Origin of the sequence: Streptomyces sp. MRC013 (assembly GCF_023614235.1) — a bacterium.
GTDB lineage: Bacteria > Actinomycetota > Actinomycetes > Streptomycetales > Streptomycetaceae > Streptomyces.
In genome coordinates this window covers 4,067,176-4,091,239 of the sequence record NZ_CP094264.1, presented here as the reverse complement: position 1 = coordinate 4,091,239, position 24,064 = coordinate 4,067,176, and the positions used below count along the sequence as shown (strand labels likewise).

Annotated in this window: 18 protein-coding genes and 2 pseudogenes; 16 read left to right on the top strand and 4 right to left on the bottom strand. The window is 75.8% G+C overall.

Annotation, left to right across the window (positions count from 1 at the left end):
- Positions 1-46: 46 nt before the first annotated feature.
- The 9 genes and pseudogenes from LUW75_RS18555 to LUW75_RS18515 all read left to right on the top strand — a co-directional run bounded on the left by LUW75_RS18555 (position 47) and on the right by LUW75_RS18515 (position 13,526).
- Positions 47-1,246: a bifunctional adenosylcobinamide kinase/adenosylcobinamide-phosphate guanylyltransferase gene (locus tag LUW75_RS18555; protein ID WP_250336618.1), complete on the top strand. Its 1,200-nt coding sequence runs from the start codon at positions 47-49 to the stop codon at positions 1,244-1,246.
- Between the two features lie 30 nt (positions 1,247-1,276).
- On the top strand, positions 1,277-2,368 hold the full coding sequence (cobT, locus tag LUW75_RS18550) for a nicotinate-nucleotide--dimethylbenzimidazole phosphoribosyltransferase (RefSeq protein ID WP_250336617.1): 1,092 nt from the start codon (positions 1,277-1,279) through the stop codon (positions 2,366-2,368).
- 191 nt (positions 2,369-2,559) lie between these two features.
- Positions 2,560-3,372 carry an adenosylcobinamide-GDP ribazoletransferase gene (locus LUW75_RS18545; protein ID WP_250336616.1) on the top strand — a complete coding sequence of 271 codons (813 nt, stop codon included), beginning with the start codon at positions 2,560-2,562 and terminating at the stop codon, positions 3,370-3,372.
- A 222-nt stretch (positions 3,373-3,594) separates the two neighbouring features.
- Positions 3,595-5,115 (top strand): leucyl aminopeptidase, encoded by a 1,521-nt coding sequence (locus tag LUW75_RS18540; protein ID WP_250336615.1) that lies wholly within the window; start codon positions 3,595-3,597, stop codon positions 5,113-5,115.
- Between the two features lie 291 nt (positions 5,116-5,406).
- Positions 5,407-6,795 (top strand): dihydrolipoyl dehydrogenase, encoded by a 1,389-nt coding sequence (gene lpdA / locus LUW75_RS18535; protein WP_250336614.1) that lies wholly within the window; start codon positions 5,407-5,409, stop codon positions 6,793-6,795.
- Between the two features lie 59 nt (positions 6,796-6,854).
- Positions 6,855-8,711: a 2-oxoglutarate dehydrogenase, E2 component, dihydrolipoamide succinyltransferase gene (gene sucB / locus LUW75_RS18530; RefSeq protein WP_250336613.1), complete on the top strand. Its 1,857-nt coding sequence runs from the start codon at positions 6,855-6,857 to the stop codon at positions 8,709-8,711.
- Positions 8,712-8,851: 140 nt separating this feature from the next.
- Entirely contained in the window at positions 8,852-9,481 is a 630-nt protein-coding gene (locus tag LUW75_RS18525) for a GntR family transcriptional regulator (protein WP_250336612.1), read from the top strand.
- 287 nt (positions 9,482-9,768) lie between these two features.
- Positions 9,769-12,461 (top strand): annotated as a pseudogene (gene aceE, locus LUW75_RS18520) (pyruvate dehydrogenase (acetyl-transferring), homodimeric type).
- Between the two features lie 87 nt (positions 12,462-12,548).
- Entirely contained in the window at positions 12,549-13,526 is a 978-nt protein-coding gene (locus LUW75_RS18515) for a helix-turn-helix transcriptional regulator (protein WP_250336611.1), read from the top strand.
- A 28-nt stretch (positions 13,527-13,554) separates the two neighbouring features.
- Here LUW75_RS18515 and LUW75_RS18510 read toward each other — a convergent pair whose 3' ends face one another.
- The gene (locus tag LUW75_RS18510) at positions 13,555-14,502 is read right to left on the bottom strand and encodes an SDR family oxidoreductase (RefSeq protein ID WP_250336610.1); all 948 of its coding nucleotides are present in this window, start codon (positions 14,500-14,502) and stop codon (positions 13,555-13,557) included.
- Between the two features lie 109 nt (positions 14,503-14,611).
- On the opposite strand from LUW75_RS18510, the gene LUW75_RS18505 reads away from it, so the two are divergent.
- The gene (locus LUW75_RS18505) at positions 14,612-15,130 is read left to right on the top strand and encodes a DUF4240 domain-containing protein (protein ID WP_250337721.1); all 519 of its coding nucleotides are present in this window, start codon (positions 14,612-14,614) and stop codon (positions 15,128-15,130) included.
- On the opposite strand, the gene LUW75_RS18500 is transcribed toward LUW75_RS18505, so the two are convergent.
- Positions 15,127-15,660: a GNAT family N-acetyltransferase gene (locus LUW75_RS18500; RefSeq protein WP_250336609.1), complete on the bottom strand. Its 534-nt coding sequence runs from the start codon at positions 15,658-15,660 to the stop codon at positions 15,127-15,129. The two genes, LUW75_RS18505 and LUW75_RS18500, sit on opposite strands and share 4 nt — an antisense overlap.
- Before the next feature lie 34 nt (positions 15,661-15,694).
- Between LUW75_RS18500 and LUW75_RS18495 the strand changes: the two genes are divergently transcribed.
- Both LUW75_RS18495 and LUW75_RS18490 read left to right on the top strand, forming a co-directional pair.
- On the top strand, positions 15,695-16,651 hold the full coding sequence (locus tag LUW75_RS18495) for a TIGR01777 family oxidoreductase (RefSeq protein ID WP_250336608.1): 957 nt from the start codon (positions 15,695-15,697) through the stop codon (positions 16,649-16,651).
- 403 nt (positions 16,652-17,054) lie between these two features.
- Positions 17,055-18,344: an NAD(P)/FAD-dependent oxidoreductase gene (locus LUW75_RS18490; RefSeq protein ID WP_250336607.1), complete on the top strand. Its 1,290-nt coding sequence runs from the start codon at positions 17,055-17,057 to the stop codon at positions 18,342-18,344.
- A 96-nt stretch (positions 18,345-18,440) separates the two neighbouring features.
- On the opposite strand, the pseudogene LUW75_RS18485 reads toward LUW75_RS18490, so the two are convergent.
- Positions 18,441-20,053, bottom strand: a pseudogene (locus LUW75_RS18485) (regulator).
- 247 nt (positions 20,054-20,300) lie between these two features.
- Here LUW75_RS18485 and lipB point away from each other — a divergent pair.
- The 4 genes from lipB to LUW75_RS18465 all read left to right on the top strand — a co-directional run bounded on the left by lipB (position 20,301) and on the right by LUW75_RS18465 (position 23,370).
- Positions 20,301-21,119, top strand: coding sequence for a lipoyl(octanoyl) transferase LipB (lipB, locus tag LUW75_RS18480; RefSeq protein ID WP_250336606.1), 819 nt, complete (start codon positions 20,301-20,303; stop codon positions 21,117-21,119).
- A gap of 114 nt (positions 21,120-21,233) precedes the next feature.
- Positions 21,234-22,202: a lipoyl synthase gene (lipA, locus tag LUW75_RS18475; RefSeq protein WP_250336605.1), complete on the top strand. Its 969-nt coding sequence runs from the start codon at positions 21,234-21,236 to the stop codon at positions 22,200-22,202.
- A gap of 234 nt (positions 22,203-22,436) precedes the next feature.
- Positions 22,437-22,655 carry an SCO2195 family GlnR-regulated protein gene (locus LUW75_RS18470; RefSeq protein WP_250336604.1) on the top strand — a complete coding sequence of 73 codons (219 nt, stop codon included), beginning with the start codon at positions 22,437-22,439 and terminating at the stop codon, positions 22,653-22,655.
- A gap of 10 nt (positions 22,656-22,665) precedes the next feature.
- Entirely contained in the window at positions 22,666-23,370 is a 705-nt protein-coding gene (locus LUW75_RS18465; RefSeq protein ID WP_250336603.1) for a DUF4191 domain-containing protein, read from the top strand.
- Positions 23,371-23,739: 369 nt separating this feature from the next.
- On the opposite strand, the gene LUW75_RS18460 is transcribed toward LUW75_RS18465, so the two are convergent.
- A complete protein-coding gene (locus LUW75_RS18460) occupies positions 23,740-24,015 on the bottom strand; it encodes a hypothetical protein (RefSeq protein ID WP_250336602.1) in 276 nt (91 codons plus the stop codon).
- Between the last annotated feature and the right edge of the window lie 49 nt (positions 24,016-24,064).

Sequence of the window (24,064 nt, the reverse complement as noted above, 5' to 3'; positions counted from 1 at the left end):
GTAGCCGGGCGCGCAGCCGCACGGGGCTCGCGGGAGGATCGGGTACGTGGAACTGACTCTGCTCGGCACCGGGACCCCGACCGGACTGCCCCGGCCCGGCTGCCCCTGCGCCGCGTGCGCCACCGCCCGCGGCCCGTACGCGCGCTCCGCGACCTCGCTGCTCGTCGACGGCGCCCTGCTGCTCGACCTCACCCCGGGCGCCGCCCTGGCCGCCGCCCGCGCCGGGCACGCGCTCACCGGCGTGCGGCAGGTGCTGCTGACGCACCCGCACGACGGCCCGCCCGTGGAACTGCCCGCCGGGCTGCCGTCCGCGGGCCGCGTCCCGGACGGCCGGGAGCTGACGCTGATCAGCGGCCACCGCGTCCGGGCGGTGGCGATGGACGCGCCCGGCACCGGGTACGAGGTGACGTCCCCGGAGGGGGCGCGGCTGCTGTACCTCCCGCCGGGCGGCGCCCCCGCCGGGGCGGCCGCGCCGCACCGCCCGTACGACCTGGTCGCCGTCGACGCGACCGGGCGGCCGGACGCGCTGGCCCGGCTGCGGGCGGCGGGCGCGGTGGGCCGGGAGACCGACGTGCTGGCCGTGCACCTGGACCACGACGTGCCGCCCGGCCCGGAGCTGGACCGGCGGCTCGCCGCGGCCGGCGCGAGGGCGGTGCCGGACGGGACGGCGCTCACGGTCGGCGCGTACCGGGAGGCGCCGCCGGTCCCCCGCCGCACCCTGGTCACCGGGGGTGCCAGGTCGGGGAAGTCGCTGGAGGCGGAGCGGCGCCTGGAGGCGTACCCGGACGTCGTGTACGTGGCGACGGGCGGCGCCCGGGACGGCGACGCCGAGTGGGCGGCCCGGGTGGGGGCGCACCGGGAGCGGCGGCCCGGCTCCTGGCGCACCGAGGAGACCTGCGAGGTCGCCGGGCTGCTGGCGGAGGACGGCCCGCCGCTGCTGGTCGACTGCCTGTCGCTGTGGCTGACCGACGCGATGGACCGGGCCGGCGCGTGGGACGACGAGACGTGGGCCCGCACCGGTGAGAAGGCGCTGCGGGAACGGGTCGCCGAACTGGTCGCCGCCGTCCGCGCCACGCCCCGCACGGTCGTCGCCGTCACCAACGAGGCGGGCTCCGGGGTCGTGCCCGCGACGGCGGCCGGACGGCGGTTCCGGGACGAGCTGGGGCGGCTCAACGCGGCCTTCGCCGACGAGTGCGAGCAGGTGCTGCTCGCGGCGGCGGGGCAGGTCCTCGTACTGCGCGGCTGACCGTCTCGCGGGCCCGGTACTGTTCCGCGAATGAGCAGGCTGAATCTCGACGACTTCTCCGAACTGATCGAGCGCCCGGACGGCAGCGTCCGCCGGGAGGCCGAGGAACGCCGGGAGCGGCTGGCCGTCCCGCCCGGCGCGCTCGGCCGCCTGGACGAGCTCGGCGGGTGGCTGGCCGCCGCACAGGGCGCCGTCCCGGTCCGGCCGGTGGAGCGGGCGAAGGCCGTGCTGTTCGCCGGGGACCACGGCGTGGCCGCGCTCGGCGTGTCGGGGCGCACGGCGGGGACGGCGCACACGCTGGTGCGGGCGGTGCTGGACGGGGCGAGCCCGGTGGCCGTACTGGCGCGGCGCGCGGGGGTGCCCGTGCGGGTCGTGGACGCCGGCCTGGACTGCGACCCGGGGCTGCTGCCCGAGGAGGTCGTACGGCACCGGGTGCGGCGCGGCAGCGGTCGCGTCGACGTCGAGGACGCCCTCACCGCGGAGGAGGCCGAGCGGGCGGTGCGGCTCGGCGCGGCGATCGCCGACGAGGAGGCCGACTCGGGCACCGACCTGGTGGTGCTGGGCGACCTGAGCGTCGGCGGGACGACGGTGGCGGCCGTGCTCGTCGCCGCGCTGTGCGGGACGGACGCGTCGGTGGTGACCGGGCGCGGCGGCGCGGGCATCGACGACCTGGCGTGGATGCGCAAGTGCGCGGCGGTCCGCGACGCGCTGCGCCGGGCCCGGCCGGTGCTGGGCGACCAGCTGGGGCTGCTGGCGGCGGTGGGCGGCGCGGACTTCGCGGCGGCGACCGGGTTCCTGTTGCAGGCCGCGGTGCGGCGGATGCCGGTGATCCTGGACGGCGTCGTGTCGGCGGCGTGCGCGCTGGTCGCGCAGCGGGCCGCGTTCCGGGCGCCCGACTGGTGGCTGGTGGGGCAGGTGAGCGGGGAGCCGGCCCAGGCCAGGGCGCTGGACCGGATGGGGCTCGCCCCGCTGCTCGACCACGGCGTCACCGTGGGCGGGGGGACCGGGGCGCTGCTCGCCCTCCCCCTCGTGCAGGCCGCCGCGGCGCTCGCGGCGGAGCTGCCGGAGCGGCCCGGTGCGCCGGAGCCGGAGGACGCGCGCGGGGAGGGCGGCTCGGACTGACGCCCCGGGCGCGACCGCCACTCCCCACGGGGCAGGCCGCCCGGGGCGGACCGGACGGCGGTCCCGACACCGGGCCGGGAGGCGGCGGGAGCGGGTGGTCCGCGCCCCCTCGCCCGAAACCGCGTCCCCTCGCCCGCAACGGGGCGGTGCGCACCGCCCGGCGGACCGGAGCGCCCCCGGCGGCGGCTAGTGTGCGCGCCGTGACGACCTCCCGCCCGCTCCCCCGCTTCCACGGCCTGCGCTTCGCCTTCGGCACGCTCACCGTCCTGCCCGCGCGGGTCGCGCGCTGGGACCGGGAGGCGGCCCGCTCCGGAATGCTGTGCGCGCCCGCGGCCGGGGTGGCCGTCGGCCTCTGCGCGGCGGCGGCCGGCTCGCTGCTCCTGCTGCTCGGCGCCGGGCCGCTGCTCGCCGCCGTCGCCTCGACCGCCGTGCCCTCCGTGCTCACCCGGGGCCTCCACCTGGACGGTCTGGCCGACACCGCCGACGGGCTCGGCAGCGGCAGGCCCGCCGAGGACGCGCTGCGGATCATGAAGCAGTCGGACATCGGGCCGTTCGGCGTCGTCACGCTGCTCCTCGTGCTGCTCGCGCAGGTGGCGGCCCTCCACCGGCTGTACGGCGAGGGGTGGGCGCGCGGCGCCGCCGCGGCGGTCCTCGCCGGTGCCGTCGCCCGGCTCGCGCTCACCCTGGCGTCCCGCACCGGCGTCCCGGCGGCCCGGCCCGAGGGCCTGGGCGCGGTGGTGGCGGGCACCGTGCCGCCGCGTGCCGCGCTGGCGGCCGGGGCGCTGGCGGTGGGCGTGTGCGCGGGCGCCGGGGCGCTGGCCGGGGCGGACGGCGGGGGGTACGGTGCGCTGCGCCACGCGCTGGCCGCGCTGGCCGCGCTGGCCGCGGCGGAGGTGCTGCTGCGCCGGTGCGTGCGCCGGCTGGGCGGGGTGACGGGCGACGTGTTCGGGGCGGTCGCGGAGACCGCGGCGACCACCGCGCTGGTCGTGCTCACCCTGGGCTGACGGGCGCCCGGCGGGGCCCGCGCCGGTGGGCGCGGGCCGCCGGCCCGGCCGCGGCCCCGGGAACGGGCCTCCGCACGGGCGGAAGACCGCCCCGTGGGCGGAACCCCCGTGCGCGCGTAGGCTCATGCCCGCCGCGCCGACGGGTCCATCTACCATGCGGCGGGCGCGGTCGGCTCACTCCTCGACCGCCGGACAACTCAACGGAAGCGAGATTTCACCAACGTGACTGCTCTCACTCTCAGCACCTCCGGTGCCGCGTCGCTGCGCGTCGACGCCCTCGTGGTCGGTGTCGCCAAGGCGGCGGACGGCGGCAAGGGGATCGTCGTCGCCCCGGGCGCCGAGGCCGTGGACTCGGCGTTCGACGGCAAGCTCGCCGCCGTCCTGGAGACCCTCGGCGCGTCGGGCGCCGAGGACGAGGTGACCAAGGTGCCGTCCCCCGGCGGTCTGAAGGCGCCGCTCGTCCTCGCCGTCGGCCTCGGCGGCGCGCCCGAGAAGGACGGGACGTACGGCACCGAGGCGCTGCGCCGCGCGGCCGGCTCGGCCGCCCGTGCCCTGGCCGGGGTCAAGAAGGCCGGCTTCGCCCTCCCCGTCGGGACGGTGGAGGACCTGGCGGCCGTCGCGGAGGGCGCGGCGCTCGGCGCGTACGCCTTCACGGCCTACCAGGAGCGCGGCGAGGACGCCAAGAACCCGCTCGCCGAGGTCGTCCTGCTCGGCGCGAAGCCGCGCGACAAGGCGTCCAAGGCGGCCGCGGAGCGCGCACTCGCGGTGGCCGAGGAGGTCAACCGCGCCCGCGACCTGATCAACACGCCCCCGAACGATCTGACCCCCGAGGCGTTCGCCGCCGTCGCCGCCGCGGCGGGCAAGGAGAACGGCGTCAAGGTCCAGGTCCTCGACGAGAAGGCGCTCACCAAGGGCGGCTACGGCGGCATCCTCGGCGTCGGCGCCGGCTCCGCGAACCCGCCGCGCCTGGTGAAGCTCGCCTACACCCACCCCGACGCGGAGAAGACCCTCGCCCTGGTCGGCAAGGGCATCACGTACGACTCGGGCGGCATCTCCCTCAAGCCGGCCGGCCACAACGAGACCATGAAGTGCGACATGAGCGGCGCGGCCGCCGTGTTCGCGGCGGTCGTGGCCGCGGCCCGGCTCCGCCTGCCGGTCAACGTCACCGGCTGGCTGGCGCTCGCCGAGAACATGCCGTCCGGATCGGCCACCCGCCCGGGTGACGTGCTGCGGATGTACAGCGGCAAGACCGTCGAGGTGCTGAACACTGACGCCGAGGGCCGGCTGGTGCTGGCCGACGCGCTCACCCGCGCCTCGGAGGAGAACCCGGACGCGATCGTCGACGTGGCGACCCTGACCGGCGCGATGGTCCTCGCGCTCGGCCACCGCACGTTCGGCGTGATGGCGAACGACGACGCGTTCCGCACCGCGATCCACGAGATCGCCGGGGAGGTCGGCGAGCAGTCCTGGCCGATGCCGCTCCCGGCGGACCTGCGCAAGGGCATGGACTCCCCCACCGCCGACATCGCCAACATGGGCGAGCGCATGGGCGGCGGCCTGGTGGCCGGCCTGTTCCTGAAGGAGTTCGTCGGCGAGGGCATCACCTGGGCGCACCTGGACATCGCCGGCCCGGCCTTCAACGAGTCCGGCCCGTACGGCTACACCCCGAAGGGCGGCACCGGCTCGGCGGTGCGCACCCTGGTGCGGCTGGCGGAGCGCGTCGCGGAGGGCGACCTGGGCTGAGAACGGAGCCGGTCCCGGGGAGGGCCGCCGGCCCGGGGAGGGCCGACGGTGGAGGGACACACGGCTCCGGCACCCGGCCGACGGCCCCGGACGGTCACCCGTCCGGGGCCGTCGGCGTCCCGCGGGGGCCCGGCGGGAACCGGCCCCGCGTCCCGCACCGGCGCGACAGGTGCAAAGATGGGTTCCCGGCAGGACAGGGCCCACCACAGGGCCGAAGAGACAGCGGCCGAAAACCAGCCGCCGCCGGCCATCGAGGACCGGCGACCGGCGCACATGCATGGAGGACGTGACGTGGCGAACGACGCCAGCACCGTTTTCGACCTAGTGATCCTCGGCGGTGGCAGTGGCGGTTACGCCGCGGCCCTGCGGGGTGCGCAGCTGGGCCTGGACGTCGCACTGATCGAGAAGAACAAGCTCGGCGGCACGTGCCTGCACAACGGCTGCATCCCCACCAAGGCCCTGCTCCACGCCGGCGAGATCGCCGACCAGGCCCGCGAGGCCGACCAGTTCGGCGTCCGGGCCTCCTTCGAGGGCATCGACGTCAAGGGCGTCCACAAGTACAAGGACGACGTGATCGCGGGCCTCTACAAGGGCCTGCAGGGCCTGGTCGCCTCCCGCAAGGTGACGTACGTCGAGGGTGAGGGCCGCCTCTCCTCCCCGACCTCCGTCGACGTGAACGGTCAGCGCATCGAAGGCCGCCACGTCCTGCTCGCCACGGGTTCCGTGCCGAAGTCGCTGCCCGGCCTGGAGATCGACGGCAACCGCATCCTGTCCTCGGACCACGCGCTGACCCTGGACCGCGTCCCGGAGTCCGCCGTCATCCTCGGCGGCGGCGTCATCGGCGTCGAGTTCGCCTCGGCGTGGAAGTCCTTCGGCACGGACGTCACGATCGTCGAGGGCATGAAGCACCTGGTCCCGGCGGAGGACGAGAACAGCTCGAAGCTCCTGGAGCGCGCCTTCCGCAAGCGCGGCATCAAGTTCAACCTCGGCACGTTCTTCCAGAGCGCCGAGTACACCGAGAACGGCGTCAGGGTCACCCTCGCGGACGGCAAGACCTTCGAGGCCGAGGTGCTGCTGGTCGCCATCGGCCGCGGACCGGTCTCGCAGGGCCTGGGCTACGAGGAGCAGGGCGTCGCCATGGACCGCGGCCACGTCCTGGTCGACGAGTACATGCGCACCAACGTGCCGACGATCTCGGCCGTGGGCGACCTCGTCCCCACCCTCCAGCTCGCGCACGTCGGCTTCGCCGAGGGCATCCTGGTCGCCGAGCGGCTGGCCGGTCTCAAGCCGGTCCCCATCGACTACGACGGCGTGCCCCGGGTGACGTACTGCCACCCCGAGGTCGCCTCCGTGGGCATCACCGAGGCCAAGGCCAAGGAGGTCTACGGCGCGGACAAGGTCGTCGTGCTGAAGTACAACCTCGCGGGCAACGGCAGGAGCAAGATCCTCAAGACCGCGGGCGAGATCAAGCTCGTCCAGGTCAAGGACGGCGCGGTGGTCGGCGTCCACATGGTCGGCGACCGCATGGGCGAGCAGGTCGGCGAGGCGCAGCTGATCTACAACTGGGAGGCCCTCCCGGCCGAGGTGGCCCAGCTCGTCCACGCCCACCCGACGCAGAACGAGGCGCTCGGCGAGGCCCACCTGGCCCTCGCGGGCAAGCCCCTCCACTCCCACGACTGACACACCAGCAACCGGGCGCGACCACTTACCGCACAAGTTCGTTAGGAGCAAGTGAAACCATGCCGGTTTCCGTAACCCTGCCGGCGCTCGGCGAGAGCGTCACCGAGGGCACCGTCACCCGCTGGCTGAAGGCGGAGGGCGAACGCGTCGAGGCCGACGAGCCGCTGCTCGAGGTGTCCACCGACAAGGTCGACACCGAGATCCCCGCCCCGGCCTCCGGCGTCCTGTCCTCCATCAGGGTCGCCGAGGACGAGACCGTCGAGGTCGGCGCCGAGCTGGCCGTCATCGACGACGGTACGGGCGCCCCCGCCGGGGCCCCGGCCGCCGCCGAGGCCCCGGCCCCCGCACAGGAGGCCCAGGCTCCCGCCCCCGCCCGGGAGACACCGGCCCAGCCGGCCCCCGCGCAGGAGGCCCCGCAGGCCGCCCCGTCGACCGAGGCCGCCGCCCCGGCCCCCGCCGAGGCCGCCGAGGCCGCCTCCGGCGGCGGTTCGGCCGAGGGCACCGACGTCGTCCTGCCCGCGCTGGGCGAGTCGGTGACCGAGGGCACCGTCACGCGCTGGCTGAAGCAGGTCGGCGAGTCCGTCGAGGCCGACGAGCCGCTGCTCGAGGTCTCCACCGACAAGGTCGACACCGAGATCCCCGCCCCGACCTCCGGCACCCTGCTGGAGATCACCGTCGGTGAGGACGAGACCGCCGAGGTCGGCGCCAAGCTGGGCGTCATCGGCGCCGCCGGTGCCGCCCCGGCCGCCCAGGCCCCGGCCGCCCCGGCCCCCGCCGAGGCCGCACCCCCGGCTCCGGCTCCGGAGCCGGAGCCGGAGCCGGAGCCAGCCGCCCAGGCTCCCGTCCAGGCCCCTCCGACGCAGCCCGCGCCGGCCCCCGCCGAGCCCGCCCCGACCGCCGAGGCCGCTTCGGCCCCGGCACCGGAGCCGGCCGCCGCCCAGCCCGCCCCGGCCCAGCCCTCTCCGGCTCCCGCCGCCGCCCGGGCGACGGACGAGGGCGTGTACGTGACCCCGCTGGTGCGCAAGCTCGCCGCCGAACACGGTGTCGACCTGGCGTCCGTCAAGGGCACCGGCGTCGGCGGCCGCGTCCGCAAGCAGGACGTCGTCGCCGCCGCCGAGGTCGCCAAGGCCCCGGCCGCGCCGGCCCCGGCGCCCGCCGCGGCTCCGGCCGCCAAGGCCCCGGAGGCGTCCCCGCTGCGCGGCCAGACGGTCAAGATGACCCGCATGCGCAAGGTCATCGGCGACAACATGATGAAGGCGCTGCACGGCCAGGCCCAGCTGTCCTCGGTCGTCGAGGTCGACATCACCCGGCTGATGCGGCTGCGCGCCCGGGCCAAGGACGCCTTCGCCGCCCGCGAGGGCGTCAAGCTCTCCCCGATGCCGTTCTTCGTCAAGGCGGCGGCCCAGGCGCTGAAGGCCCACCCGGTCATCAACGCCCGGATCAACGAGGACGAGGGCACCGTCACGTACTTCGACTCGGAGAACATCGGCATCGCCGTGGACTCCGAGAAGGGTCTGATGACGCCGGTCATCAAGGGCGCGGGCGACCTGAACATCGCCGGCGTCGCCAAGGCCACCGCCGACCTGGCGGCCAAGGTCCGGGGCGGCAAGATCACCCCGGACGAGCTGGCCGGTGCGACGTTCACCATCAGCAACACCGGCTCGCGCGGCGCGCTGTTCGACACGATCATCGTCCCGCCGAACCAGGTCGCCATCCTGGGCGTCGGCGCCACGGTGAAGCGTCCGGTCGTCCTGGACCACCCGGAGCTCGGCGAGACGATCGCCGTGCGCCACATGACGTACCTGACGCTGTCGTACGACCACCGCCTGGTCGACGGCGCGGACGCGGCCCGCTACCTGGGCGCCGTCAAGGCGATCCTGGAGGCCGGCGAGTTCGAGGTCGACCTCGGCCTGTAGGCGCGGCCGACGGGTCCGACGACGGCGCCCCCGCACCGGTGATCGCCCGGCGCGGGGGCGCCGTCGTCGTCCGCGGGGCGCCCGGGCGGAATAATGGCGGTGGCGGCGTCGGCCGCCGCGGCAGCGAAGGAGCCCCCTCCATGACCACCCCGTCCCCCCTCGTGCACTCGCTGCGGGAGCAGATCCGCGAGCACATCGTGGAGGGGATCGTCAGCGGCCGCTGGAAGCCCGGGGAGCGCATCGTGGAGCGGCGCATCGCGACGGAGCTGCAGGTCAGCCAGACACCCGTACGGGAGGCCCTGAGGGAGCTGGAGAGCCTGCGGCTGATCGAGTCGGCGCCGAACAAGGGCGTCCGGGTGCGGAACCTGACCGCGGCGGACCTGGAGGAGTCGTACCCGGTGCGGGCGGGCCTGGAGCAGATCGCCGCGGAGCTGGCCGCGGACCGCCTGGCGGAGGACTGCTCGGCGCTGGAGCCGCACGTCGCGGCGCTGTACGAGGCGGACGCCCGCGGTGACGGGACGGCCCAGGTGCGGCACACCGTGGCCTTCCACCGCGAGCTGGTCCGCGCCGCACGCAACGCCGTGCTCCTGCACACCTGGGAGGGCCTGGGCATCGAGGTCTTCACGGCCCTGTCGATCCGCTGGCTCGGCACGGTCCAGAAGGAGTACGCCCAGGAGCACCAGGACCTGGTGGCGGCTTTCCGCCGACGGGATCCGGAGATCGGTTCGCTCGTCAAGGCCCACGTCCTGGGCTGCGCCCCGCGCGCGTAGCGGTCGGGGCGTCCCGGGCCTCGGGCCGGGGCGCTCCGCCGGTGCCTCCGCCCCGTGGCGGAGGCACCCGCCCGCTCACCTCTCCCTAAGAAAACACGGCACCGGGTGCCCGAAAACATGGCACCCCATGCCGACTTTGCCCATCGGCATAAGATTTTGCCGCTCACCCTTTGATCGATCATCGATCGCAGGCTTACAGTCGTCGGCGGACCCCCTCCAGGGGTCCCTCCGCCCTGTCCTGCCAAGACCAAGGGCTCCCACCCCTTCGACTCCGGAAGGCGGCGATCATGACCGACCCCACCCGCACCCAGCCGAGCGGGCTCGACCAGCTCCCGGACCGCGACCCCGAGGAGACCGCCGAGTGGCGGGCGTCCCTGGACGCCGTGGCCGCCGCGGCGGGGCCGCACCGTGCCGCGTACCTGATGCGCCGCACCCTGGAGCGGGCGCGGGACGCCGGTCTGGCGCTGCCGGAACTGCTGGAGACCGACTACGTCAACACCATCCCGACCGCCGCCGAGGCCGACTACGGCTTCGACGGCGACGAGGAGCTGGAAGCCCGCATCACCGCCTGGAACCGGTGGAACGCCGCCGCCATGGTGACCCGCGGCTCCGAACACGGCGTCGGCGGCCACATCGCCACCTTCGCCTCCGCCGCCTGGCTCTACGAGACGGGCTTCAACCACTTCTTCCGCGGCAAGGAGCGGGACGGCTCGGGCGACCAGCTGTTCATCCAGGGCCACGCCTCCCCGGCATCTACGCCCGCGCCTTCCTCGACGGCCGCCTCACCGAGGCGCACCTCGACAACTTCCGCCGGGAGGCCGGCGGCGACGGCCTGCCCTCCTACCCGCACCCGCGCCGGCTCCCGTGGCTGTGGGAGTTCCCGACCGTCTCCATGGGCCTGGGCCCGCTCTCCGCGATCTACCAGGCGCGCTTCAACCGCTACCTGACCAACCGCGGCGTCAAGGACGTCTCCGCCTCGCACGTGTGGGCGTTCCTCGGCGACGGCGAGATGGACGAGCCGGAGTCGACCGCCGCGCTCGCACTGGCGGCCCGCGAGGGCCTGGACAACCTGACCTTCGTCGTCAACTGCAACCTGCAGCGCCTCGACGGCCCGGTCCGCGCCAACTTCAAGATCGTGCAGGAGCTGGAGGCCCAGTTCCGCGGCGCCGGCTGGAACGTGGTCAAGACCCTGTGGGGCACCGCCTGGGACGAGCTGTTCCGGCTCGACACCACCGGCGCCCTGGTCCGCCGCCTGCGCGAGGTGCCCGACGCGCAGGTCCAGACGTACCAGACGCGCGACGCGGCCTACATCCGCGAGGACTTCTTCGGCAGGGACCCGGCCCTCGCCGAGATGGCGAAGCTGCTGTCCGACGACAGGATCGTCGAGTGCTTCCACCACTCGCGCGGCGGCCACGAGTCCCGCAAGGTCTTCGCCGCGTACAAGGCCGCGCTGGGCCACCAGGGCGCGCCGACCGTGATCCTCGCCCAGACGGTCAAGGGCCACACCCTCGGCAAGGGCTTCGCCTCCAAGAACGCCAACCACCAGATGAAGAAGCTGACGGTGGACGAGTTCAAGGACATGCGGGACCGCCTCGGCCTGCCCATCCCGGACAGCGCGTTCGCCGACGGCCGGGTGCCGTACGGCCACCCGGGCGCCGACTCCCCGGAGGTGCGCTACCTCCACGAGCGCCGCGCCGCGCTCGGCGGCCCCGCCCCGGCCCGCCGCGTCCACCCGGTCGCGCCGCTGCCCGCCCCGGCGGAGAAGGCGTTCGCCGCGTTCGACAAGGGCTCCGGCTCGCAGTCCGTCGCGACCACCATGGCCTTCGTGCGCCTGGTGAAGGACCTGGTGCGCGACAAGGAGACCGGCAGGCGCTGGGTGCCGATCGTCCCCGACGAGGCGCGCACCTTCGGCATGGAGTCGCTGTTCCCGTCGCTCGGCATCTACTCGCCGAAGGGCCAGACGTACGAGCCAGTCGACCGCGACCAGCTGATGTACTACAGGGAGGCCGTCGACGGCCAGATCCTGAACGAGGGCATCACCGAGGCCGGCTCGATGGCCGACTTCATCGCCGCGTCCACCGCGTACGCGACGCACGGCGAGCCGATGATCCCGTTCTACATCTTCTACTCGATGTTCGGCTGGCAGCGGACCGCCGACCAGATGTGGCAGCTCGGCGACCAGCTCGGCCGCGGCTTCCTCATCGGCGCCACCGCCGGCCGCACCACCCTGACGGGTGAGGGCCTCCAGCACGCGGACGGCCACTCCCCCGCCATCGCGGCGACCAACCCGGCGGCGCTGACGTACGACCCGGCGTTCGCGTACGAGGTCGCGGTGATCGTCAAGGAGGGCCTGCGCCGGATGTACGGCGAGGCCGCCCCGGGCGAGGACCGGGACGTCTTCTACTACCTGACCGTCTACAACGAGCCGATGCCGCAGCCGGCCAAGCCGGCCGTCGCGAACGTCGACGAGGGCATCGTCAAGGGCCTGTACCGGTTCAAGGAGGGCTCGGGCGCCCAGGGCGCGCCGCGCATCCAGCTCCTCGCCTCGGGCACGGCGATCCACTGGGCGCTGGACGCGCAGCGGACGCTGGCCGAGGAGTGGGGCGTGACCGCCGACGTGTGGTCCGCGACCTCCTGGACCGAGCTGCGGCGCGACGCGCTGGAGGCCGACGCGGCGCTGCTGCGCGGCGAGGAGCGGGTGCCGTACCTGCGCCGGGCGCTGGCCGACGCGCCGGGCCCGGTGCTGGCCGTCAGCGACTACATGCGCCAGGTCCCGGACCAGATCGCGCAGTGGGTCGAGCAGGACTACACCTCGCTGGGCGCGGACGGCTTCGGCCTGTCGGACACCCGCGCGGCGGCGCGCCGCCACTTCGGCGTGGACGCCCCGTCGATCGTCGTCGCCGCGCTGGCCCAGCTCGCCCGCCGCGGCGAGGTCCCGGTCTCCGCGGTGAAGGAGGCCCGGGAGCGGTACGGCCTGTAGGCCCTCCTCCGGTACCCGTGCCCCCGGCCGCCGCGGCGGCCGGGGGCACGGCCGCGCCGGGCCCACTCCACCCGGCATGATGGCGGGGTGCGTGCCGCTCGACTGATCAGGATGGTGCTGCTGCTCCAGTCCCGGCCGTCCATGACCGCCGCCGAACTGGCCCGGGAGCTGGAGGTGTCCGAGCGGACGGTGGCCCGCGACGCCCTGGCCCTCTCCGAGGCGGGCGTGCCGGTCTACGCGGACCGGGGGCGCGGCGGCGGGTACCGGCTCGTGGACGGCTACCGGACCCGGCTGACCGGCCTGGCGCGCGGCGAGGCGGAGGCGCTGTTCCTGTCGGGCGTGCCGGGCGCGCTGCGGGAGATGGGGCTGGGCGACGCGGCGTCGGCGGCCCGGCTGAAGGTGTCGGCGGCGCTGCTGCCCTCGCTGCGGGACGCCCCGGAGTCGGCGGCGCGGCGGTTCCACCTGGACGCGCCGGGCTGGTACCGGGAGCCGGAGACGCCCGAACTGCTGCCTGCGGTCGCGGAGGCCGTGTGGGGCGACCGGCTCCTCGACGTCCGGTACCGGCGCGGCGACGGCGAGGTGGAGCGGGAGCTCGCGCCGTACGGGCTGGTGCTGAAGGCGGGGGTCTGGTACCTGTGCGCCCGGGCGGGGGACTCGGTGCGCGTGTACCGCGTGGACCGGTTCGCCCGGGCCGTGCCGCGCGAGGAGGGGTTCGACCGGGACGCGTCCTTCGACCTGTCGGCGTTCTGGGAGGAGCGGGCCGCCCGGTTCGCGCGGTCCCTGCTGCGCGCCTCGGCCGTGGTGCGGCTGACGGAGGCCGGGGCGCGCGGCCTGCCGCACGTCACGGACCGGGCGGCGGCACGGGAGGCGCTGGAGGCGGCCGGACCCCCGGACCCCGCCGGCCGGGTGACGGTCACCCTGCCGGTGGAGTCCGAGGAGGTGGCGTTCGGGCAGCTGCTGGCGCTGGGCCCGGAGGCGGAGGTGCTGGAGCCGGCCTCGCTGCGGGAGCGGTTCGCGGAGGCGGCGGCGCGGATGGCGGAGCTGTACGGGCGGGACCGGCGCTGACCGGCACCCGGCCGGCGGCGGCCGCCGGTCAGCGGTAGTCGTCGGCGGAGGCGTCCCCGCCGCCGTCGACGACGTCCCGGAAGTACGCCCAGGCGTCGGGCCGGGACCCGTCGGCGTCGGTGAAGCCGTACTCCTCGGCGAGTTGGCCGCTGTGGAGGGACCGGCCGTTCCAGCGGTGCCGGTCCGGGTCGGCGGCGAGCGCGGCGACGGCCCGGCCGACGTACACGGGTGACTCGGCGATGGCGAAGTGCGGCTCCCGCGCGCACGCGTCGCGCCAGTTCTCCTCCCGTACGCCGAAGTGGTCGAGCATCTCCTCCGAGCGGAGGAACCCGGGGGTGAGGGCCACGGCGGTGCCGCCGACGTCCTCCAGGTCGTGGGCGAGGCCGAAGGCCATCCGGAGGGGGGCGGTCTTGGCGAGGTCGAAGTAGAACTGCTCGCGGAAGCGCTCGTTGTACTCGGCGGTGCCGTCCGTCATCTCCACGACCAGCCCGCCCGGGCGGCGCACCAGCAGCGGCAGGGCGATGCTGCTGGTGATGGCGTGGGTGCGGACGCCGAGGTCGAGCATGCGCAGCCCCGCGTCGAGGTCGATCTCCCACATCCTGGCGTTCCAGGTGGGGACGAGCAGGTGGTCCCCGCCCCAGCAGCTGTTGACCAGCACGTCGAGGCGGCCCTGCTCGGCGTCGATCCGGGCGACCAGTTCGCGCACCCGGTCCGGCACGAGGTGGTCGGTGGGGACGGCGACGCCCCGGCCGCCGGCGGCGGTGACCAGCTCGGCGGTCTCCTCGATGGTCTCGGTGGGCCGGCCGACCTCGCTGACGCTGTCGCGGGTGGTGCGCCCGGTGGCGTAGACGGTGGCGCCCGCGGCGCCGAGCTGGACGGCGATGGCGCGGCCCGCGCCCCGGGTGGCGCCCGCGACGAGGGCGACCCTGCCGGCGAGCGGCCCGTCCTGCCGGGTGGTGGTGCTGTTCGTCGTCATGGGAGGACCGTGCCACCGAAACACGACACCCTCTGTCTGGTTTCCCCCGCCGGTCGCGGCGGGCCCTCCGGGTGCGCCGGCCCCCGTCACACCGGATGCTGGTCCCGTGATGGACGAGACGGAGTTCTGGGAGCTGGTCGACTCGACCCGCGAGGCCGCCGAGGGCGACCCCGACGACCACGCCGAGCTGCTCCTGGAGCGCCTGGTGCGGCTCGATCCGGACACCGTCCTCGACTTCGCCCGCCACTTCGAGGCCCGCTACAACCGCGCGGACACCTGGGACCTGCGGGCCGCCGCGGCGATCCTGCTGGGCGGCGCCCGGGAGGAGGCGTTCGACTCCTTCCGGTGCTGGCTGATCGGCCGGGGCCGGGAGGTGTTCGAGGGGGCGGTCCACGACCCGGAGGCGCTCGCCGAGCTGCTGGAGGACTTCGACCCGGCGGTCGACGGGGACGGCGAGGAGCTGGGCTTCGCGGCGGACGAGGCGCACGAGGCGCTCACCGGCGCGGAGATGCCGGACCTGGGCCTCGCCCCGCCGCCGCCCGAGCCGGAGGGCGTCCCGCTCGACGTGGACGACGACACGGCCCTCGCGGACCGGTTGCCCCGCCTGTGGGACCGCTTCGGGGGCTAGTCCCGGTGCCGCCCGGACGGGGGCCGGGTGCTTCGGCCGGCCGTCAGCGGCCGGCCCATGAGCACGTCGTCGACGTACTCCCCGTCGAGCAGGAACTCCCCCGGCAGGACGCCCTCGACGACGAAGCCCTCCGACGCGTACAGGGCGCGGGCGGGGGCGTTGCGGCCGAGGACGCGCAGCGTGATCCGGACGGCGCCCCGGCGCCGGGCCTCGTCGCAGGCGGCGCGCAGCAGGGCTCGGCCGACGCCCCGGCCGCGCGCGTGCCCGGCGACGACGAGGCCCTGGACCTGCCGCACGTGGCGGTTGCAGGCGAGCCGGGTGGGGAGGCCGAGACGGACGTACCCCACCGGTCCGTCGCCGAAGTCCGCGACGAGGTGGTCCTCGGGGCGGACTCCGGCGTCGAAGAACGGGGCGAAGGGCGGCTGCGGGCACGGCGTCACGGCGTGGAGCGCCGACCAGGTCGCGTGGTCGAGCAGGCTGAGGGCCTCGGCGTCGCCGGGCCGCGCGCGGCGTATCGGGAGCGGGGTCATGGCCGTCACCATGCCACGGGGGCAGGATGTGGTCATGGCTCTCCCACCGGCGTCCCCGTCCCCGTCGTCCCCGTCGTCCCCTCCGTCCCCCCGTCGGCGGGTCGCCGTCACCGGTGCGGGCGGGTTGATCGGCTCCGCCCTGGTGCGCTCGCTGCGCGCGGACGGGCACCGGGTCCTGCGGCTGGTGCGGCGCCCCGCGCGCGGCGCAGACGAGGTGGAGTGGGACCCGAGGCGGCGGTACGTGGACGTGGCCGGGCTGGTCGGCTGCGACGCGGTGGTGCACCTGGCGGGCGCGGGGGTCGGCGACCGGCGCTGGTCGGAGGCGTACAAGCGGGAGATCCGCGACAGCCGCGTGCTGGGCACGGCCGCCGTCGCGGAGGCGCTGGCGTCGCTGGACGCGCCGCCGCGGGTGCTCGTGTGCGGGACGGCCCTCGGGTACTACGGCGACACCGGCACGCGCGCGGTGGACGAGTCGGCCCCGGCGGGCGACGGGTTCCTGCCGTCGGTGTGCGTGGAGTGGGAGGAGGCCGCCGCGGCGGCCGAGGAGGCCGGCGTCCGCGTCGCGTACGCCCGCACGGGCCTGGTGGTGGCCGCCCGGGGCGGGGCGTGGGGGCGGTTGTTCCCGCTGTTCCGCGCGGGGCTGGGCGGACGGCTCGGGGACGGGCGGCAGTACTGGAGCTTCATCGCGCTGCACGACGAGGTGGCGGCGCTGCGGCACCTCCTCGACACCCCGGACCTGTCCGGGCCGGTGAACCTGACGGCCCCGGAACCGGTCACCAACCGGGAGGTGACGGCCGCGATGGGCCGCGTCCTGCACCGCCCGGCGGTCCTCCGCGTCCCGGCGCCGGCCCTCCGCCTGGCGCTGGGCGAGTTCGCCCGCGACGTCCTGGGCAGCCAGCGGGTGCTGCCGCGCCGCCTGCTGGAGTCGGGGTTCCGTTTCGCGTTCCCGACGGTGGAGTCGGCGATCCGCGCGGCGCTCCCCTCCTCCTGAGGCCCGCTCCGCCCCGGGGCGCCGACGCGGGCACCGGGGCGGTACCGACGTGCCCGGCGCTCCACGTCCGCCCGTTCCTCCTCCCCGGCGTCCGCTCGCCCCTCCGGCTCCGCGGGCGGCCCGGCGGGGCGGCCTCCCGGCACCCCCCTGGCCCCGCCGGGCGGCCAGGCGGCGCTGCTCCCCCGGCGCCGCCCGCACCGCCGCGGCGGCGGAACGGGCCTGAAAGGCACGCCCGTGCGACCTCCGTGCTCCGATGACCCCCCGTGCGCGCGACTCCCCCTTACCGGTCGGTAGGCATACGCTCTGGTACCGCTCGGAACACCCGGATCCGTACGCGGGTATTCCGGCGGCCCGTCCAGGGCATGAGCCACCCACGCACCGAACCGTCACCCGGGAGGGTTACGTGCTCAGTACCGCAGATCACGCGGACGTCGTCGTCGTCGGAGCCGGACTCGCGGGGCTGGCCGCGGCCCACCACCTAGCCGGCGCCGGACTGGCCGTACGGGTCCTGGAGGCCGCTCCGGAGGTCGGCGGGCGGATGGCCACCGACCACGTCGACGGGTTCCGCCTCGACCGCGCCGGGCAGCTGCTCAACACGGCGTGCCCGGAGCTGCACCGCTTCGCCGGCGTGGACGCCGGGACCCTGCGGCGGTTCCAGCCGGGGGTGTTGGTGCACAGCGCGGGTCGGCTGTACCGCACCGGTGAGGTCCGGGGCGGCCCGCGGTCCGCGCTGACCAGGGCGAAGGCGCTAGCGGGCGGCCCGCGCCCGCTGGACCAGGCCCGCCTCGGCGCGTCGCTGGCCCGGCTCGCCGACACGCCCACGGAGCGGCTGCTGGCGCGCCGGGAGCGCCCCGCCGCGGAGGCCCTGGCGAGCCGCGGCCCGTCGTCGCGGACGGCCGAGACGTTCCTGCGGCCGCTGCTGGGCGCCCTGCTCAGCGACCCCGACCTGACCACCTCCAGCCGGTGCGCCGACCTGGCGCTGCGCGGGTTCGCACGGGGACGGCTGTGCGTCCCGGCCGGTGGGGCGTCGCGGCTCCCGGAGCGGATGGCGGCGGCGCTGCCGGCCGGGACGGTCCGTACCGGGGTGCGGGTCGAGGAGGCGTCGATCAGCCGCGTGGTCACGGCGGGGCACGGGGAGTTCACGTGCCGGTCGCTGGTCGTGGCGACGGGGGCCCGGACCGCCGCGGAGCTGCTGCCGGGGCTGCGGGTGCCCGGCTTCCACCCGGTGACCGTCCTCCACCACGCCGCACCCGCCGCGCCGCTGGCGGCCCCGGCGCTGGTGCTGGACGCGGACCGGGCGGGCCCGGTGTCGCACACGGCGGTGATGAGCGAGGTGGACCCGTCGCGGGCGCCGCACGGCCGGGCGCTGATCACCTCCACGGTGCTCGGCGCTCCCCCGGACGACGTGGACGCCCGGGTGCGGCGGCACCTGGCGGCGCTGTACGGCACGGGGACGGCGGACTGGGAGCTCCTCGCGGTGCGGCACGACCCGGAGGCCGTACCGGCGATGCCCGCCCCGCACGACCTGCGGCGCCCGGTGCGGCTGCTGGCGGGCCTGTATGTGTGCGGCGACCACCGGGACGTGAGCTCCCCGCAGGGTGCGCTCCACTCGGGCCGCCGCGCGGCCCAGGCGGTCCTGCGGGACCTCGGCCTCCCGTCGGTGGAACCGTCCGCGCACACCGAGGCGGCGTAGGCGGGACCACCCCGCACGGGACCGGCTCCGGGACCCCGGGCGCCGCGGGGGACGGCGGGCGCCCGGGGCCGGGCCGCGCCCCCGGGGCCGGGCCGTTCAGTCCCGCAGCGCCGCCCGCTCCCGGTACGCGCGGACCGGCGGGGCGTCGCGGTGGGGGTCCAGCCGGCGCTCGAAGTCGCGGACATACTCCACCGCGCGGGCCGACCGCATCTCGGCGGCCTGCCGCGCCGCCTCCGCGCCCAGGGCGCACGCCTGCTCCAGCTCGCCCAGGGCGAGGCGGGCGGTGGCCAGGACGACGCGGCAGAGCGTGCGGCTGCGCGCGTACCCGGACGCGTACGCCTGGAGGGCGCGCTCCGCGTACTGCGCGGCGGCCCGGTACTGCTGGAGGTCCCGGTGGCAGTGTGCGAACTCGTCCGCCAGCTGCGCCTCGTCGAAGGCCCGTGCCCAGGGCGGCACCTCCTCGCCGGGGCGGGCGCCCTCCAGCGCCCGTTCGGCGCGCACCAGCGACGTCGTGCAGGCCCGCACCTCCCCCAGCACCGCCTGCCCCCGCGCCTCCACCGCGTGCAGCAGGGCCTGGACGACGGGGGGCGCCGACGAGCCGACGCCCTGCTGGGCGACGCGCGCCAGCTGCACGGCCTCCCGCCCGTGGCCCAGGTACACGGCCTGGCGGCTCATGGTGACCAGGACGTACGAGCCGTACACCCGGTCCCCCGCCGCCTGGGACAGCCGCAGGGCCTGCACGAAGTACCGCTGCGCCAGCCCGTGCGCGGCGATGTCGTACGACGTCCAGCCGGCCAGCCGGGTCAGGTCGGCGACCGCGCCGAACAACCGCCGCCCGGTGGACTCGCCGTAGCCGCCGCGCAGCATGGGCTCCGCCTCGTGCTCCAGGTACCGCACCAGGGCCTGCCGGGCGTGGCCGCCGCCGTACGCGTGGTCCAGCGTGCGGAACAGCTCGCCGACCGAGCGGAGCGCCGCGACGTCCCCGGCGGTCACGCGCTGCCCCGCCCCGACCTCGGTGCCGCGCGGGCGGGGCGGGGGAGGGCGGCCTCGGCCGGCCCGTGCGCCCCGGTCGGGCGCGCGGGGCCCCCGCGCAGCGGGTCGGTCGCGCGGGCGGTGCCGGGGCCGACCCGGCCGGTGCGGGCGCCCGGCGGTGCCGCGCCGGGGGCGCCGGGGCCGGACGGGCGCCCCTGCGCCGGGACGCGCCCGCCCGCCGGGGCCGTGCCGGCCGTGCCCGGTGCGCCCTGCGGGGGCTCCCCGCGGCCGACGTGCTCGTCGGCGCGGCCGATCAGCCAGTCGCGGCTGGGGACGACCAGCCCCGCCGGGGTGAAGGCGATCTTCCGCAGTTCGGTGTGGCTGCCGGAGTCCTTGCGCCACAGCCCGCTGACGATGTCGACGGCCTCCTCGGGCGTAGCGGCGAACTCCAGGCCCGCGTACACGGGCGCACAGGAGTCGAGGCCCAGGTCCTGGGCGGACAGCCGCCGGCCGAGGCGCCGGGTGAACACCTCGGCGATCAGCGCGGGGGTGGTGCCGCGCGGCTGCTGGCCGCGCAGCCAGCGGGTCACGGAGGTCTTGTCGTAGCGGAGGTCGAGCCCGTGTTCGAGGCCGAGTTGATCCACCCGTCTGGCGAGGCCCGCGTTGGAGAACCCGGCCTCCGCGATCAGTGCGGCGAGTTGGCGGTTGGGGGTGCGCTGCGGAGGTCGGTCCGTCATCGGCTGTGCGGTCTCCTGCCTTCCGGGCCGGGGTCGGCCCCCTTGGGACGGCGCGAACTTAACCGCCGCGGCCCCCGCGGCCGTCACCTTCGCCCCGGATTCATCCGATCGTGTGAGGATCGAATTCGGCCCTGACGTCGGCGGACCCCTCCGGCGCCGTACCGCCCCGAGCCCGCCCGGTCCGCCCGGCGGCGGCCGCCGTACAGTGGCAGGGGCGCGGGACGCGCATTTCTAGGGAGGCGGTGCCGTGAGCGAGCTGCGATTCGTCCGTCTGGGGTTCGGCGAGGACGCCGTGGACTACCTGGACGCGTGGGAGAGGCAGCGTGAGGTCCACGCCGCCCGCTTCGCGGACGAGGTGCCGGACACCTGCCTGATGCTGGAGCACCCCCCCGTCTACACGGCGGGGCGGCGCACCGAGGACGGCGAGCGCCCGCTGGACGGCACCCCCGTCATCGACGTGGACCGCGGCGGGAAGATCACCTGGCACGGCCCCGGCCAGCTGGTGGGCTACCCGATCCTGAAGCTGCCCCGCCCGGTGGACGTCGTCGCGCACGTGCGGCGCCTGGAGGAGGCGCTGATCCGCACGGCGGCGGAGTTCGGCCTGGAGACGACCCGCGTCGAGGGCCGCAGCGGCGTGTGGGTGCTCGGCGACCCGGTCGAGGAGCGGCCCGCGTTCGGCGGGCTGTCGCTGGACCTCGACCCCCGGCTGGGCGACGAGGAGTTCGACCCGCGCCTCAGCGGCCCCGACTACGCCCCGTCCAACGCGGGGCAGCGCCGCGAGGACCGCAAGCTGGCGGCGATCGGCATCCGCGTCGCCAAGGGCGTCACGATGCACGGCTTCGCACTCAACGTGAACCCTGACAACACCTGGTTCGACCGGATCGTCCCGTGCGGCATCCGCGACGCGGGCGTGACCTCGCTGGCGAACGAGCTGGGCCGCGAGGTCACGATCGCCGAGGTCCTGCCGGTGGCGGAGCGCCACCTGCGGGACGTGCTGGGCGGCGCCGAGCCCGGGCCGCGCGTGATCGACCGGACACCGGACCCCGCGGGGGCGGCGGCCGTCTGACCGCCCCGGACCCGGGGACGCGTCCCCCGGCCGGCGTTCGGCCGGATGCGAGGCCGCACTTTTGCCGGGCGTACCCTGGTGTTCGCCGAAGAATCGAAGCCCTAGGAGCCAGCCGTGTCCGCAGTCACCCCCGACGGACGCAAGATGCTGCGCCTGGAGGTCCGGAACAGCCAGACCCCCATCGAGCGCAAGCCCGAGTGGATCAAGACCCGGGCGAAGATGGGTCCCGAGTACAACCAGCTGCAGAAGCTCGTCAAGAGCGAGGGGCTGCACACGGTCTGCCAGGAAGCGGGCTGCCCGAACATCTTCGAGTGCTGGGAGGACCGCGAGGCGACCTTCCTCATCGGCGGCGACCAGTGCACACGGCGCTGCGACTTCTGCCAGATCGACACCGGCAAGCCGCAGGCCCTCGACCGCGACGAGCCGCGCCGCGTGGGCGAGTCCGTCGTGGCGATGGACCTGAACTACGCCACGATCACCGGCGTCGCGCGCGACGACCTGGAGGACGGCGGCGCCTGGCTGTACGCGGAGACGGTGCGGCAGATCCACGCCATGACCGCGGCCCGGGAGGGCGGCCGCACCAAGGTCGAGCTGCTGATCCCCGACTTCAACGCGGTCCCGGAGCAGCTGGCCGAGGTCTTCTCCTCCCGCCCCGAGGTGCTGGCGCACAACGTCGAGACGGTGCCCCGCATCTTCAAGCGGATCCGCCCCGGCTTCCGCTACGAGCGGTCGCTGGAGGTCGTCACCCGTGCCCGCGAGGCCGGCCTGGTGACCAAGTCGAACCTGATCCTGGGCATGGGCGAGACCCGCGAGGAGGTCGGCGAGGCGCTGCGGGACCTGCACGAGGCCGGCTGCGAGCTGATCACCATCACCCAGTACCTGCGCCCCTCCGTACGCCACCACCCGGTGGAGCGCTGGGTGAAGCCGCAGGAGTTCGTGGAGCTGAAGGAGGAGGCCGAGGAGATCGGCTTCTCCGGTGTCATGTCGGGCCCGCTGGTCCGCTCCTCGTACCGCGCGGGCCGGCTGTTCCAGCAGGCGGTGGAGGCCCGCGGCGCCTCGGTGGGGACCGCTCCGGCGGTGTGACGTCCGGCACGGCCCGGTGCCCGGCCCGCGCGCTCCCGCGCAGGTGGGAGGCGTACGGCCGGCGCCGGGCCGCCGCCGTCGTTTGACCGGCCGGACGTGCGCTGGTAACACCAGTGGGTGACGATGGCCGTACGCGCCGTACGGGACGCCCGCGCCGCCCCCGCGGACGCGGCCCGGCCGGTGCGCCGGCCCCGCCCGTCCAGATCCGCTCACCCGCTCCAGGGGGACACCGACATGCACGCCCCGAGTCAGCAGGTACGCGCCCACGCCGCCGTCCCGTCCGTCACCGGCGCCCTGCGCGCCGTCGAGGCGCTGCTGCTGCGCGGCGGCCAGCGGACGGCCCGCCGCAACGCCTGGACGTCCGTGCTGGAGGACCGCCGCAGGGCCCGCGCCCGGGTCGAGGCGCAGCACGTACTGGAGGCCGCGGCGAGCCGGGCACCGTCGGAGACGTAAACTTCTGAGCATGGCGAGGAAGTCGAATTCAGACAGCGGTGACGCCGCTGCGAACCCCGGGCGACTGAAGCAGATCGCTCTGACGTACAAGATGACCCGGCGGAGCGATCCGAAGGTCGGGCTTGTCATCGCCGCCGTGGGGATCGTCGTGTTCGGCGCCCTCCTCGCGATCGGCTTCCTGATCGGGCACCCGGTCTACCTGGGCGTCCTGGGCTTCGTGCTGGCCTTCCTCGCGATGGCGATCGTCTTCGGGCGGCGGGCCGAGCGGGCGGCCTTCGGGCAGATGGAAGGCCAGCCGGGCGCGGCCGCGGCCGTCCTGCAGAACGTGGGCCGCGGCTGGACGACCACGCCGGCGGTGGCGATGAACCGCAACCAGGACGTGATCCACCGCGCGGTCGGCCGTCCCGGCATCGTCCTGGTCGCCGAGGGCAACCCCAACCGGCTCAAGGGCCTGCTCGCGGCCGAGAAGAAGCGGATGGCCCGCATCCTGGTGGACGTGCCGGTGCACGACATCATCGTCGGCGACGGCGAGGGGCAGGTGCCGCTGAAGAAGGTCCGCACGACGATGCTGAAGCTGCCGCGCGTGCTGACCGCGGCCCAGGTGACGACGGCGAACGACCGGCTGCGGGCGCTGGGCGACCTGATGAGCAACATGCCCCTGCCGAAGGGCCCGATTCCCGGGCGTGGGGTTCGCGGCCGGTCGCCGCGCGGATGATCCCCGGCTTCGCCTCTCCCGTCATGCGCGTCGGCGGGAGAGGGTGAAGGGGAGGCGCAGGCGTCCCTTCGCAGCTCCTCGGAACCTCCCTCACGCGCTCCCACCGGCCGGGAGCGCTCCAGCGCTTCCGGTGCCCGATCAGCCCGGTGGAACCGTGCTCCGCATCCAGCTCGGGCCACGCCGGGGCGGGGGCTCCTCGCGGAAGGCCTCAAGAACGGTCCGGGGCGCGAGCCCTCCCCGCTGTCGGGAACAACGCCTCCGCCGGGGAATCGCTCTGCCGTCGCCACAAGATCCCATCAGTGGTCACGGAGCGTCGGTACGAGCCGATCGTTGCCTCGGGAAAGGCTCACCGGATCTGGCCGGCGACGGTCACGCGGTGGCGTTCTGGATCTCGCGTCGTCCAGTGCGTTCCCTGTTCCCGGCGCGCAGGGCGCGGTAGCCGGCGCGGCTGCGCTCGGCCATGACGCCCCGCTGGTGCGCCGGCTCGAAGCGGGGGAGCACGGCCGCCGGGAGTTGCTCGGCGTGGTCCCGGTAGTCGTGCGGCTCCGGGGTCTGGACGCTGAAGCCGTCGGCCGGCGGCGCGAGCGCCCCGGATGTCCGCCTCGAGGCCCGGGCGGCCCCTGTCTCCGGCCACGGGACCTCCATGGCGAGGGCTATCGCGGGCAGCGGTGGCTCCGTCTGGGTGTTTGCGCAG